The 12,539-nt window shown below is 40.7% G+C and carries 16 protein-coding genes; 12 read left to right on the top strand and 4 right to left on the bottom strand.

The features are described 5' to 3' along the window. Positions 1-44: 44 nt before the first annotated feature. Genes mlaD through mlaF form a run of 3 tightly spaced genes read right to left on the bottom strand, consistent with a single transcriptional unit; the run spans position 45 to position 2,180 of the window. A complete protein-coding gene (gene mlaD, locus LG402_RS02785; protein ID WP_227336386.1) occupies positions 45-581 on the bottom strand; it encodes an outer membrane lipid asymmetry maintenance protein MlaD in 537 nt (178 codons plus the stop codon). Positions 582-584: 3 nt separating this feature from the next. Continuing rightward, complete coding sequence (gene mlaE, locus LG402_RS02780) at positions 585-1,364, bottom strand: lipid asymmetry maintenance ABC transporter permease subunit MlaE (protein ID WP_072069768.1); 780 nt, start codon at positions 1,362-1,364, stop codon at positions 585-587. 3 nt (positions 1,365-1,367) lie between these two features. Beyond that, on the bottom strand, positions 1,368-2,180 hold the full coding sequence (gene mlaF, locus LG402_RS02775) for a phospholipid ABC transporter ATP-binding protein MlaF (RefSeq protein WP_072069769.1): 813 nt from the start codon (positions 2,178-2,180) through the stop codon (positions 1,368-1,370). 243 nt (positions 2,181-2,423) lie between these two features. Here mlaF and LG402_RS02770 point away from each other — a divergent pair, with 243 nt between their 5' ends. The 12 genes from LG402_RS02770 (at position 2,424) to rnk (ending at position 11,081) form a co-directional block, all read left to right on the top strand. After that, positions 2,424-3,404, top strand: a complete 981-nt coding sequence (locus LG402_RS02770) for a calcium/sodium antiporter (RefSeq protein ID WP_109409261.1) — start codon at positions 2,424-2,426, stop codon at positions 3,402-3,404. A gap of 18 nt (positions 3,405-3,422) precedes the next feature. Then, positions 3,423-4,397, top strand: a complete 975-nt coding sequence (gene kdsD / locus LG402_RS02765; RefSeq protein WP_109409260.1) for an arabinose-5-phosphate isomerase KdsD — start codon at positions 3,423-3,425, stop codon at positions 4,395-4,397. Positions 4,398-4,424: 27 nt separating this feature from the next. After that, complete coding sequence (kdsC, locus tag LG402_RS02760; protein ID WP_109409259.1) at positions 4,425-4,982, top strand: 3-deoxy-manno-octulosonate-8-phosphatase KdsC; 558 nt, start codon at positions 4,425-4,427, stop codon at positions 4,980-4,982. A gap of 16 nt (positions 4,983-4,998) precedes the next feature. After that, positions 4,999-5,577, top strand: a complete 579-nt coding sequence (gene lptC / locus LG402_RS02755; protein ID WP_166539201.1) for an LPS export ABC transporter periplasmic protein LptC — start codon at positions 4,999-5,001, stop codon at positions 5,575-5,577. Beyond that, the gene (lptA, locus tag LG402_RS02750; RefSeq protein ID WP_109409258.1) at positions 5,558-6,091 is read left to right on the top strand and encodes a lipopolysaccharide ABC transporter substrate-binding protein LptA; all 534 of its coding nucleotides are present in this window, start codon (positions 5,558-5,560) and stop codon (positions 6,089-6,091) included. Before lptC ends, lptA begins: the two co-directional genes overlap by 20 nt. 6 nt (positions 6,092-6,097) lie before the next feature. Next, positions 6,098-6,823 (top strand): LPS export ABC transporter ATP-binding protein, encoded by a 726-nt coding sequence (gene lptB, locus LG402_RS02745; protein WP_072069775.1) that lies wholly within the window; start codon positions 6,098-6,100, stop codon positions 6,821-6,823. 59 nt (positions 6,824-6,882) lie between these two features. Further along, positions 6,883-8,364, top strand: coding sequence for an RNA polymerase factor sigma-54 (gene rpoN / locus LG402_RS02740; RefSeq protein WP_166539202.1), 1,482 nt, complete (start codon positions 6,883-6,885; stop codon positions 8,362-8,364). 23 nt (positions 8,365-8,387) lie between these two features. Then, positions 8,388-8,675 carry a ribosome hibernation promoting factor gene (gene hpf / locus LG402_RS02735; RefSeq protein ID WP_036913954.1) on the top strand — a complete coding sequence of 96 codons (288 nt, stop codon included), beginning with the start codon at positions 8,388-8,390 and terminating at the stop codon, positions 8,673-8,675. Between the two features lie 149 nt (positions 8,676-8,824). Next, positions 8,825-9,292 (top strand): PTS IIA-like nitrogen regulatory protein PtsN, encoded by a 468-nt coding sequence (gene ptsN / locus LG402_RS02730; protein ID WP_023582879.1) that lies wholly within the window; start codon positions 8,825-8,827, stop codon positions 9,290-9,292. 79 nt (positions 9,293-9,371) lie between these two features. Further along, positions 9,372-10,226, top strand: a complete 855-nt coding sequence (gene rapZ, locus LG402_RS02725) for an RNase adapter RapZ (protein WP_023582880.1) — start codon at positions 9,372-9,374, stop codon at positions 10,224-10,226. Further along, entirely contained in the window at positions 10,223-10,495 is a 273-nt protein-coding gene (npr, locus tag LG402_RS02720; RefSeq protein ID WP_006535359.1) for a PTS phosphocarrier protein NPr, read from the top strand. Before rapZ ends, npr begins: the two co-directional genes overlap by 4 nt. 175 nt (positions 10,496-10,670) lie before the next feature. After that, a complete protein-coding gene (rnk, locus tag LG402_RS02715; RefSeq protein ID WP_075671465.1) occupies positions 10,671-11,081 on the top strand; it encodes a nucleoside diphosphate kinase regulator in 411 nt (136 codons plus the stop codon). A gap of 117 nt (positions 11,082-11,198) precedes the next feature. Here the strand turns inward: rnk and pmbA are convergent, their stop codons facing one another. After that, positions 11,199-12,527 carry a metalloprotease PmbA gene (pmbA, locus tag LG402_RS02710; protein ID WP_227336385.1) on the bottom strand — a complete coding sequence of 443 codons (1,329 nt, stop codon included), beginning with the start codon at positions 12,525-12,527 and terminating at the stop codon, positions 11,199-11,201. Positions 12,528-12,539 lie beyond the last annotated feature (12 nt).

The raw sequence follows: 12,539 nt of genomic DNA, 5'->3' as shown, positions 1-12,539 counted from the left end.
TTTACTTAATTAAATGTATAAATACATCCTATAAGAATTAATGATTAAGGTAATGCTGGATGTTCTTCAGTCGGTTCAGATTCAGATTTTGCTGAACCATCACCATCTCCTGTTTTATAAAGGAACTGACCGATGAGATCCTCTAGTACCATTGCTGAATTAGTATTAGTGATCCGTCCTCCGTCTTTAAGCAGAGTAGAATCTAATGCTTCATCATAAAAACCTAAATTCAATGCAAGGAACTGCTCACCTAATAAACCAGATGTACGAATAGACAGTGAGCTACTTTCTGTAATGTGGTCATAAATACTCAGAATATCGAGCGCGACTTCAGGGCGATAGTTCCCTTCATCTTCTTCTTTTAATGTGATAGAAGAAACACGACCAATCACCACACCACCAATCTTAACTGGGGAACGTTCTTTTAACCCACCAATATTACCGAAGCTGGCATAAACGCGATAAGTTGGTTGATTACCCATTTCTTTAATATCAGCCACTTTTAGGCATAAGAAAATCACAGCGGCTAGCGCAATCAGAACAAATAGACCAACCCAAACTTCAATTTTTTTACTTTGCATGACTTAGTTCCCAAACATCAGTGCTGTTAGCACAAAATCTAAACCCAATACGGCTAACGATGAATGAACAACAGTACGTGTTGTTGCTCTGCTAATCCCTTCTGATGTTGGGATTGCGTCATACCCGTTAAAGAGCGCTATCCAAGTGACGGTAATGGCAAAAACGACACTCTTAATAAAGCAATTCACTAAATCTAATCGCCATTCAACGGCACCTTGCATAGATGCCCAGAAAAAGCCTTCATCGATCCCTTTCCAATCCACACCAACAATGGCACCACCCCAAATACCGATGGCAACAAAAATAAGTGAAAGCAATGGCATGCTAATTAAACCGGCCCAAAAGCGGGGTGCAACGACTCGCCGTAAAGGATCGACTGCCATCATTTCTAAACTAGAAATTTGTTCTGTGGCTTTCATTAAACCAATTTCCGCTGTTAATGCAGAACCTGCTCGGCCTGCAAATAATAATGCGGTTACCACAGGGCCCAATTCTCGTAACAAAGAGAGAGCCACCATCATGCCAAGACTGGCTTCAGCACTAAATGTTGTCAGTACAAGATAACCTTGTAATCCCAGCACCATGCCAATAAATAGACCAGACACCATGATGATTAATAAAGATTGAACGCCAACGTTATACAGCTGCTTCATTAAAAGAGGCCACTGTTTACGGAATTCTGGTTTACCGACTAATGCACGAAAGAGCATAATGCCAGCTCTACCGAATGTTGCAAAAATCGCTAACGCTCTAGCGCCAATACGAGCTAATAAATTTACCACGTACTAATTTCCTCGTCCTAATAGGTCGTCCTGATAATCTCCCGCAGGAAAACGGAAAGGTACCGGGCCATCAGCAATTCCATCTAAAAACTGTCTGACTTGCCTATCTGGGTTGTCCTGTAATTCTTTTGCACTACCTTGAGCAATAACTTTTTGCTCCGCAACAATATAAGCGTAATCGGCAATGCTCAACACTTCAGGCACATCATGAGAAACCACAACACACGTCACTCCGAGTGCATGATTTAACTCATCAATCAGCTTAACAAGTACGCCCATAGTGATAGGATCTTGCCCAACAAAAGGTTCATCAAACATAATTAATTCGGGATCAAGCGCAATGGCTCTGGCTAATGCGGCTCTTCGAGCCATACCACCTGATAACTCAGAAGGCATTAAACTTGCAGCACCACGTAAACCCACGGCTTCAAGCTTCATCATCACCGTTGTACGTATAAGCGCTTCAGGTAAATTTGTATGCTCTCTTAGTGGAAAGGCTACATTTTCAAATACATTCATGTCGGTAAAAAGGGCACCAGACTGAAAAAGCATACTCATTTTCTTTCTTGCGTGATACAACGCAGAACGTGATAGCGCCGGAATATTATCGCCATCAAACCAAATTTCGCCGCTATCAGGAAGAATTTGTCCTCCCATAAGGCGTAATAAAGTTGTTTTACCAATCCCAGAAGGGCCCATAATTGCAGTCACTTTTCCTCTAGGTACAACAAGGTTAATCTCAGAAAAGATCTTCCTACTACCACGAGTGAAGTTCATATTGCGCACTTCAATTAGATTGTCAGATTGTGCGTTCATGAATAAAACATCCTCAAGCCTGTCTGCATAAACAAATTTTTACGCTATTTTGGCAGGTCATTCGTTATGTTACAAAGAAATCACCACTATTTAGCAATTTATTGCACGGTTAATTTTACTTTTCGTGCTTGGCTAGTCAAAATATGGTGAATTAGCAAAACCTTTTGACAATATGTTTTTTTATCAGCCCTGTCTTATTGGTTTTTTCTTTCTTTACTTGCTCATTGTCGGAAAACTGATGGCATGTTGATTACTTTGTCTCTTTTAATTTTTGGATTGATGCTACTTGTTTATGCATCAGACCGATTAGTCTATGGTGCGAGCGTTTTTGCGCAATCGTTAAAAATTCCCCCCGCCGTTATCGGTATTTTAATTGTAGGCACTGGCACATCATTACCTGAACTTTTTGTTTCTACCGATGCCTCGGTTCATAATTTACCTGACATTGCTATTGGTACTGCTATTGGTTCTACACTTACCAATCTCCTTCTTATTGCGGGCATTGGGGCGATGATCTACCCCATGAACATACAATCTGCAGTACTGAAAAAAGAGCTTCCATTGATGATTATCGTCATCATGCTTGTGGGTATTATTTTATCTAGTGGAAACCTAGGGCTGAGAGAAGGTACTTTGCTCTTTTTTATTGGTTTTGCATCTATCTTTCTCATGATAAAAACGATGCATAAAACACTTACACAAGAGCGCCATGTATTACCTTTAGAAACCTTAACCCGTTTTGAATTACAGACAAATCCTCGTAATTCAGTTGCTCTTTTTTGGGTCGTTATTGCCTTACTGATTATTCCAGTTGCGACTCAAATGATATTAGATAATGTCTTTATTCTAATGCAACAGTATCATCTTAGTGGCCTTTTTGTTGGCTTAACCTTGCTATCTATTGGAACAAGCTTACCTGAATTAGCGACAACCATTGTTGCAGCGCTAAGACGTGAAAATGAATTAGCGTTAGGAAATATTATAGGTGCTAATATTTTTAACCTGACATTTGTGTTAGGAATGCCAGCATTACTTTCACCAAGTACATTTAATATCAATACGTTTTATTTTAGTTTTGCTGTACTTGGTGTGGCTAGTTTATTGTTCTCTATCTTTTCCTTAGGGCGGAAACGGCGCCTTAATCGAGGAAAAGGGATCTTCTTATTAGTTTGCTTTATTGTTTATATTACGGTGTTGTGCGTTGCACATTCTCTCTTAACCTAAAATAAATGGTACAAAAAAATGACCGAGTTTGATTTTCAGCAAGCGGGCAAAAAAGTCCTTCATATTGAACGTGATGGGTTAGCTGAACTAGAACAATATATCAACGATGATTTTACGCTTGCCTGTGAAAAGATTTTTCACTGCCAGGGTCGAGTGATTGTGATGGGTATGGGTAAATCTGGCCATATTGGGCATAAAATTGCTGCAACATTTGCCAGTACAGGAACACCTTCTTTTTTTGTTCATCCCGGTGAAGCAAGTCATGGCGATTTAGGCATGGTCACAGAAAAAGATATTGTTCTAGCGATTTCAAACTCGGGTGAAGCCAGTGAGATCCTCGCCCTCATTCCGGTTCTGAAACGCAAACAGATAACACTGATTTGTATGACACGCACTCCTCAAAGTACAATGGGGAAAGCGTCTGATATTCATCTTTGTATCAAAGTTCCTAAAGAAGCCTGCCCTTTAGGACTTGCTCCCACAACAAGTACAACAGCAACATTAGTGATGGGTGATGCGCTGGCCATCGCACTTTTACGTGCGCGAGGCTTTACTGCTGAAGATTTTGCCCTTTCTCATCCTGGTGGTGCATTAGGTCGTAAATTACTCCTTCATGTGAGTGACTTAATGAATAAAGACGCTGATATCCCTCGCGTTACTAAAGACGCAACGTTACGCGAAGCACTTGTTGAGATTACCCGTAAAAAATTAGGTATGACGGTAATCTGCGATGATAGTATGTTGATTAACGGTATCTTTACTGACGGTGACTTACGACGCATATTTGATTTAGGAATTGATCTTAACAATGCCAAAATCTCTGATGTGATGACAAGAGGAGGTATTCGTATTCGCCCTGATTGTTTAGCCGTTGAAGCACTAAATTTAATGCAAGCAAAACATATCACCTCGTTGTTAGTAACAGAACAAGATAGTGATATCCTGTTAGGTGTTTTACATATGCATGATCTATTACAAGCCGGTGTTGTATAAGCTAGTCATAACGTTCGAAGGATAAAAATGAATACAATGATAGAAACTTGTTATGGTGCAGTAAGCGAGCAAGTCATCAAAAAAGCAGAAAAAATCCAATTGCTGATTTGTGACGTTGATGGTGTTATGTCGGACGGACTCATTTATATGGGCAATAATGGCGAAGAGCTAAAAGCTTTTAATGTCCGTGATGGGTATGGCATTCGTTGTTTGCTTACATCAGGCATTGAGGTTGCTATCATTACAGGTCGTCAATCTAAGCTGTTAGAAGATCGTGCTAAAACGCTTGGCATTACATATCTTTACCAAGGTCAGCATAATAAGCTTTTGGCGTATCAACAACTGTTAGATACACTAAACCTTAAACATGAACAAACTGCCTATATTGGTGACGACCTGATAGATTTACCTGTAATGGAAAAAGTTGGACTCTCCGTCGCGGTTGCCGATGCACATCCATTACTCACACCTCGGGCGGACTACGTTACTCGCATTATGGGTGGGCGTGGTGCAGTACGAGAATTATGTGATTTAATCCTTTTAGCTCAAGGTCGGCTTGAAGAAGCTAAAGGTCTTTCGATTTAACGTATAACGACACAGAATGAATAAATTAAAATCCTGGTTTACCTTAATTCTTGCAATTATCGCCCTTGGGCTAATTGGCTGGAACTATACTAACAACACTGAATTCGGTGATAGTGAAGTTGTTGATGATGGTCAACCAACTTATCAATCTAAATCATCGATATCTTTTGTTTACGAGCCAACAGGTATACTTGGATATAAACTCGTTGCTGATGATGTCAAAAACTATGCTCAGCAAAAGTTTACATGGTTTACTAACCCTGTCTTAACCACTTATTCGCCGACAGGGGATGCAACATGGACCGTGCGCGCCAATAAAGCCAAGCTAACCAACAGTAAAATGCTCTATCTTTATGGCGATGTTCAAATTGATAGCTTAGCGGATGACTCTCAACTACAGAGAATAAGCACTGATAACGCTATCGCGAATTTGGATACACAGGATGTTTCCTCTGATGATGAAGTGACTATTATCGGCGTCGGACTGAAATCAGTCGGCTTAAAAATGCGAGGCAATCTGCGCGAGAAACACGCAGAGCTGATTGAAAAGGTAAACACCTATTATGAGATCCCAAATGAATCAAAAAATCCGTAATACACTGATTATCGGTACATTATTAGCAATAAGTGTACCTGCGATGGCGCTTAAAGATGACACGCAACAACCTATCGTTGTCAATTCAGAAAAACAGTCGCTTGATCTAGAGAAAAATGTCACGACATTTACACAAAATGTTGTAATTAAACAAGGATCTATCGATATTCGTGCTGATAAAGTCGTTGTTACACGCCCTGGTGGTGACTCTAAAAAAATCGTCATTGAAGCATTTGGTAATCCCGTAACTTTTTATCAGTTACAAGATGATGGCAAACCTATCAAAGGTCGTGGCGACAAGATGACCTATGAAATGGATAAAGAATTAATGACCTTAACGGGTAAAGCCTATCTTGAACAATTAGACAGTAATATCACTGGTGATAAGATCACTTATCTCGTCCCAACTCAGCAAATGGAAGCATTTAGCGGTAAAGGTAAACAGGTTACCACTGTTTTACTGCCTTCCCAGTTGCAAGAGAAAGGTACTGGTGCTAACAACAAAGGTAAGTAACACTTTATGGCGCTGTTAAAAGCTGAAAATTTAGCAAAAGCATACAAAGGGCGCACCGTTGTCGGTGATGTTAGCCTGAATGTTAATTCAGGTGAAATTGTAGGCTTACTTGGCCCTAATGGTGCCGGTAAAACAACAACATTCTATATGGTTGTCGGCATTGTCGCTCGTGATGCAGGTAGTATTACTATTGATGATGAAGACATCACTCTGTTACCGTTACATGAACGTGCGCGTAAAGGAATAGGCTATCTACCTCAAGAAGCCTCTATTTTTAGACGGCTAAGCGTTTATGACAACATTATGGGAATTTTAGAAATTCGCCATGATTTAACACCAGAGCAGCGAAAAGATCGTGCAGAAGAGCTATTAGAAGAGTTCAATGTAAGCCATTTGCGTAACAGCTTAGGGCAATCATTATCAGGGGGCGAACGCCGTCGAGTTGAAATTGCACGCGCGTTAGCTGCAAACCCTAAATTCATTTTATTAGATGAACCTTTTGCTGGTGTTGATCCAATTTCAGTATTGGATATTAAAAAAATTATCCAGCATCTACGTGATTATGGATTAGGTGTACTGATTACTGACCATAATGTTCGTGAAACATTAGATGTGTGTGAACGAGCCTATATTGTCAGCCAAGGTCACCTTATCGCTCATGGTTCACCAGAAGAAATTCTTGAAAATGAGCAAGTTAAACGTGTTTACTTAGGTGAAGGCTTCCGCCTTTAATCTTAGATTCACTTTTACTCTGTCATGGATGACAACAGCCAAGGACTCATCGCATTATTATGAAACAAAGTCTGCAACTTCGTCTCAGTCAGCAATTGGCAATGACGCCACAGCTACAACAGGCTATTCGTTTGTTGCAACTTTCGACGCTTGAATTACAACAAGAAATTCAGCAAGCGCTTGAATCCAACCCTCTTCTCGAACAAGACGACGATCAACAAGATCCCATTTCAGATGATGCCTCTCATACAGAAAATCAATCTGACTCTACAACAGAAACAACAACTGAAAACGAAGTTGAAGAGTTTGACACACTGGATGCTTTAGAACAAAAAGAGATGCCTGACGATCTCCCATTAGACACTCAATGGGAAGAAATCTACACCGCGGGCACACCTTCTGGTACCAGTAATGACTATATGGATGACGAACTCCCACTGTATCAAGGTGAAACAACAGCTTCATTACAAGATTATCTGACATGGCAGGCTGATCTCACTCCGTTTACAGAAACAGACAGAGCCATTGCCATAAGTATTATCGATGCAGTTGATGAAACAGGATATTTAACTGTTACAACAGATGACATCCTGCTTGGAATGGGCGATGATGAGATAGAGCTTGATGAAGTTGAAGCCGTATTAAAACGTATTCAACGCTTTGATCCTATTGGAGTTGCAGCGCGTGATTTAAAGGAGTGTCTTTTGATCCAGCTTTCTGCTTTTTCAACAGATACCCCTTATCTTAAAGAAACACAGTTGGTCATTAGCCAACATTTAGAATTATTGGGTAATCGCGACTTTCGCCAATTGATGCGCCAAACGAAGTTACGTGAAGAGACATTAAAATCGGTTATTGAGATAATTCAATCACTTGATCCTAAACCTGGATTAAGTATTGATACAAGTGAGTCAGAGTATGTTATCCCAGATATACTGGTAAAAAAATCAGGTGAACGCTGGCAAGTTGAGTTAAATACAGATAGCATTCCTCGCCTACGTATAAATGAAACCTATGCTGCATTGGGTCAGTCAACTCAAAATGAGAGCGATGGAAAATTTATTCGTGACAATTTACAAGAAGCCAAATGGCTGATAAAAAGTTTAGAAAGCCGTAATGAGACATTATTAAAAGTCGCTCATTGCATTGTTGACACACAGCAGGCATTTTTCGAATTGGGTGAAGAGCATATGAAACCCCTCGTGTTAGCGGATATCGCTGAACAGGTTGAAATGCACGAATCCACCATTTCTCGAGTGACAACGCAAAAATTTTTGCATTGCCCAAGAGGAATTTTCGAATTGAAGTATTTTTTCTCTAGCCATGTGAATACTGATAGCGGAGGCGAAGCCTCTTCAACAGCAATCAGGGCTTTAGTGAAGAAACTAATCGCAGCAGAAAATCCAGCGAAACCACTTAGTGATAGTAAACTGGCTGATATGCTCGCAGAACTTGGTATCCAAGTTGCTCGACGCACTGTTGCGAAATATAGAGAGTCATTATCCATCCCGCCTTCAAATCAACGCAAAGAGTTGGTTTGAGCATAATTGAGAAGGAAGACACTATGGAACTTCAAATCACTGGTCATAACATTGAATTAACTGATGCTCTGCGTGATACCGTCAAAGCAAAAAGCGCGAAATTACCTCAGTTCTTTGACAAAATTAATAACGTTCAGGTTATCCTGAAAGTCGAGAAAGTGAATAAAATCGCTGAAGCGACCATTCAAGTTAATGGCGGTGAATTACATGCCTCTGCTGAAGCAGAAGATATGTACGCAGCAATTGATGGATTAATGGATAAACTGGCTCGTCAATTAACCAAACACAAAGATAAACTGAGACAACATTAATTCATTTCCCATTGCGAAATGGGGATACAATCGGCGAAGTTACTGCGTTGTTTATGACTCGGTTCAAGCCAACGCCTAATCAATATCAGTAACAAAAAACCAGATGTCACTTTGTGGCATCTGGTTTGCTGGTCTAAGTGAATAAGACAATGAATAACGATACAAAGATGAATATTAGCGACGTACTTTCTCTGGCATGTACACATAATGATGTACATTGCACGAGTAAAAAGCGCGCGTTAGAAATTATCAGTGAAAATGCAGCAAAAGCACTTAATTTACCCGAAACACTGATATTTGAAGCCTTACTGACGCGTGAAAAAGTCGGTACAACAGGGATTGGGGGTGGTTTAGCTATCCCTCATGGACGTATTGAAAGTGATGAAACAGAAAAAGTAGTTGGTGTGTTTCTTCACCTAAGCGAACCTATTGCCTTCGACGCTATTGATAATCAACCTGTCGATTTGTTGTTCGCATTACTCGTTCCTGCAACACAGTGCAAGGAACATTTACACACACTGTCTTTGATTGCAAAACAGTTGGCAGACAAAAACTTATGTCGCCGACTACGCTCCGCACAAAGTGATGAAGAGCTTTATCAGATTATCACAGAATAACCCCTACGGGTTTGTTGGGACGCGAATAGCATACAGTGGAATGATATTCATCACTGGGAAATTATAGGGGAGCTACCTCATGGTGCTGATGATAGTCAGCGGACGCTCTGGTTCAGGTAAGTCAGTCGCTTTGCGTGCGCTTGAAGACATGGGATTTTATTGTGTTGATAACTTGCCTGTTGATCTTTTACCTGAGCTCGCAAAAACACTGGCTGAACGTGATGCTTCTGCTGCCGCAGTCAGTATTGATGTCCGAAATATGCCAGAGTCGCCGGAGATCTTCGAAAAAGCGCTGGAAAGTTTACCCGCTGAATATTCTCCACAACTCTTATTTTTAGACGCAGATAGAAATACTTTAATTCGTCGTTATAGTGATACACGACGCTTGCACCCACTTTCGACCAAAAACCTTTCATTAGAAATGGCAATTGATACCGAAAGTGATCTGCTTGAGCCATTGCGATCACGTGCTGATCTCATCATTGACACCTCTGAGATGTCAGTCCATGAGCTTGCAGAAATGCTGCGGACTCGTTTATTAGGTAAACGTGAACGTGAGCTGACAATGGTCTTTGAATCCTTTGGCTTTAAGCACGGTATTCCTATTGATGCAGATTATGTTTTTGATGTGCGTTTCTTACCAAACCCACATTGGGACCCTAAGCTGCGCCCGATGACAGGCCTCGATCGCCCTGTTGCGGCATTTTTAGATAGACACACCGAAGTTCATAATTTTATTTATCAAACCAGAAGCTATCTTGAACTCTGGTTGCCGATGTTAGAAACCAATAACCGTAGCTACTTGACGGTTGCAATTGGTTGTACGGGGGGTAAACACCGTTCGGTTTATGTTGCAGAACAACTTGCCGACTATTTCCGCTCTAGAGGGAAAAACGTACAATCACGACACAGAACACTAGAAAAACGCAAATGACCCAATATCGACAAGTTGCGATTAAAAATCGACTCGGCATGCATGCAAGGCCGGCGATGAAATTGTTTGATTTAGTGAAAACATTTCAATCAACCGTCATTTTACGCAACAACGAAGGGGTTGAAGCACAAGCAGATAGTGTAATTGCTATGCTAATGTTAGATTCAGAGCAAGGCAGTCAAATTGATATAGAAGTGACAGGTAGTGATGAAAATGAAGCTATTGATGCTATTATCGCATTATTTGAATCAGGGTTTGATGAAGAATAATCGTAATAGAAAACAATAGATTAGCATTTCTTAACTAAATAACCCGAAAGAGACTGTGATCACTGTCTCTTTCTTTTTTATACAGAACCGCCTATTATCTCTTATATGAGTTTAACAACACCCCCACCTCACCCGTGGGGGTGTTGTTTTGCATTGGAATAAATTGGAGTGTGGTATGACAAAGCCAACAATTATCATCAACGAACTTGATGCTGAACGTTTAGATTCATTGCTAGAGCAACCGGCCTTTGCAGATAGCCCTATTGCTGAAGCCTTGAATGAAGAATTAGATCGTGCTGACATTGTTACACCAGCTGATATCCCTGCTAACATTGTCACAATGAACAGCAAAGTCCGCTTTATGGACTTAAAAAACAATGAAGAACGTACACGTACTTTAGTGTATCCCGCTTCATTAAAAGATAGCACCACTGAACTTTCAGTCATGGCACCAATGGGTGCTGCGCTACTGGGTTTAGCAATTGATGACGAAATCAGTTGGAAGCTGCCTAATGGCCTTGAAACTAAGGTTAAAGTATTAGAAATTCTATACCAACCTGAAGCTGCAGGTGAATTACACCGTTAAGTAGAGCTGAAGGTTCGCGTCTTATTTTTATCTTCTCAAATTGAAAAGCACACTGATAAACGCGATATCTCAGCCCATTGCGGGCTGAGATTAAAGGTTGTGAGGAGTGTCTAAAATTTACTCACCTGCAATACTCATTTCTGGTAATAACAACGATCCACACTGAACATTACTGCGCATCTCAATATCATCACCCATAGTGGCAATATTAGCCCACATATCTTTTAGATTACCAGCAATAGTCACTTCACTAACAGGGTACTGAATTTCACCATTCTCAACCCAAAAACCGCTTGCACCACGCGAATAATCACCCGTCACGGTACTGACGCCTTGTCCCATCAATTCAGTAACAACAAGGCCTGTTCCCATCTCTTTTAATAGTGCATCAAACGATAAACCTTGTCCTGGAATATACCAGTTATGGATACCACCAGCATGGCCATTACTTTTTAAACCCAGTTTTCTTGCTGAGTAAGAGGTTAATAACCACTCTTGTAATACGCCATCTTTAATGATTTCGGCATCGGTTGTACGCACACCTTCGCTATCAAACGGTGTTGATGCCAGACCTCTCATTAAGTGAGGACGCTCTTGAATATTTAGCCACTGAGGGAAAATTTGCTTACCTAAACTATCGAGTAAACAAGAAGACTCACGATAAATCATACTCCCACTGATTGCCGCAACCAAATGACCAAAAATACCTGTCGCAACATCTGCCGCAAAAATAACAGGAGCTTTCATGGTTGGGAGTTTACGAGGTGCAAGGCGAGATAAAGTACGACGAGCACACTCTTGCCCTACCCATTCAGGTGATGCTAAATCATCAAAACGACGGCTAATGGTATAAGCATAATCGCGCTCCATATCTTCGCCATCACGAGCAATCACACAACTCGACATTGAATAGCGTGAAGATGAATAGCTTTTTAATAAGCCAAGGCTATTCCCAAATACACGAGTTCCACTGTGGCTATTAAAACTGCCCCCTTCGGTATTAATAATTCGGCTATCACTGTCTAACGCCGCTTTTTCTGCTCTTGAAGCCAGCTCTATTGCCTTATCTGCAGTCACATCAGTTGGATGGTATAGATCAAGGAAAGGTGCATCAAATGCTAATAACTCTTTATCAGCAGGGCCTGCATAAGGATCAACAGAAGTATAACGCGCAATATCCACCGCAGCTTGTACTGCACGTTTAATCGCATCAGGACTTAAATCGGTAGAAGAAGCACTGCCTTTGCGTTGTTGTTGATAAACCGTAATGCCTAACGCCCCATCACTGTTAAATTCAACATTTTCAACTTCACCATAACGTGTACTAACACTAATACCTGTTGATTTATTAATAGCGACTTCTGCACTGTCACACAGTTTTTCCGCTAGCTCCAATGCAAGCGAGACGGCGTCTTCAAGCTGTTTTACCTGATCTGAATTATTCATTGAGAACCATTT

It is taken from the genome of Proteus sp. NMG38-2, assembly GCF_020640995.1.
Taxonomy (GTDB): Bacteria; Pseudomonadota; Gammaproteobacteria; order Enterobacterales; family Enterobacteriaceae; genus Proteus.
The sequence above is the reverse complement of the archived record's forward strand: the minus strand, read 5'-3'. Positions and strand labels throughout refer to the sequence as shown.

Bases quoted from the DNA above. Each gene is read 5' to 3' on its own strand.
- mlaD (WP_227336386.1), bottom strand. From the start codon at position 581: ATGCAAAGTAAAAAAATTGAAGTTTGGGTTGGTCTATTTGTTCTGATT.
- mlaF (WP_072069769.1), bottom strand. From the start codon at position 2,180: ATGAACGCACAATCTGACAATCTAATTGAAGTGCGCAATATGAACTTC.
- LG402_RS02770 (WP_109409261.1), top strand. From the start codon at position 2,424: ATGTTGATTACTTTGTCTCTTTTAATTTTTGGATTGATGCTACTTGTT.
- kdsD (WP_109409260.1), top strand. From the start codon at position 3,423: ATGACCGAGTTTGATTTTCAGCAAGCGGGCAAAAAAGTCCTTCATATT.
- kdsC (WP_109409259.1), top strand. From the start codon at position 4,425: ATGAATACAATGATAGAAACTTGTTATGGTGCAGTAAGCGAGCAAGTC.
- lptC (WP_166539201.1), top strand. From the start codon at position 4,999: ATGAATAAATTAAAATCCTGGTTTACCTTAATTCTTGCAATTATCGCC.
- lptA (WP_109409258.1), top strand. From the start codon at position 5,558: ATGAATCAAAAAATCCGTAATACACTGATTATCGGTACATTATTAGCA.
- lptB (WP_072069775.1), top strand. From the start codon at position 6,098: ATGGCGCTGTTAAAAGCTGAAAATTTAGCAAAAGCATACAAAGGGCGC.
- rpoN (WP_166539202.1), top strand. From the start codon at position 6,883: ATGAAACAAAGTCTGCAACTTCGTCTCAGTCAGCAATTGGCAATGACG.
- hpf (WP_036913954.1), top strand. From the start codon at position 8,388: ATGGAACTTCAAATCACTGGTCATAACATTGAATTAACTGATGCTCTG.
- ptsN (WP_023582879.1), top strand. From the start codon at position 8,825: ATGAATAACGATACAAAGATGAATATTAGCGACGTACTTTCTCTGGCA.
- rapZ (WP_023582880.1), top strand. From the start codon at position 9,372: ATGGTGCTGATGATAGTCAGCGGACGCTCTGGTTCAGGTAAGTCAGTC.
- npr (WP_006535359.1), top strand. From the start codon at position 10,223: ATGACCCAATATCGACAAGTTGCGATTAAAAATCGACTCGGCATGCAT.
- rnk (WP_075671465.1), top strand. From the start codon at position 10,671: ATGACAAAGCCAACAATTATCATCAACGAACTTGATGCTGAACGTTTA.
- pmbA (WP_227336385.1), bottom strand. From the start codon at position 12,527: ATGAATAATTCAGATCAGGTAAAACAGCTTGAAGACGCCGTCTCGCTT.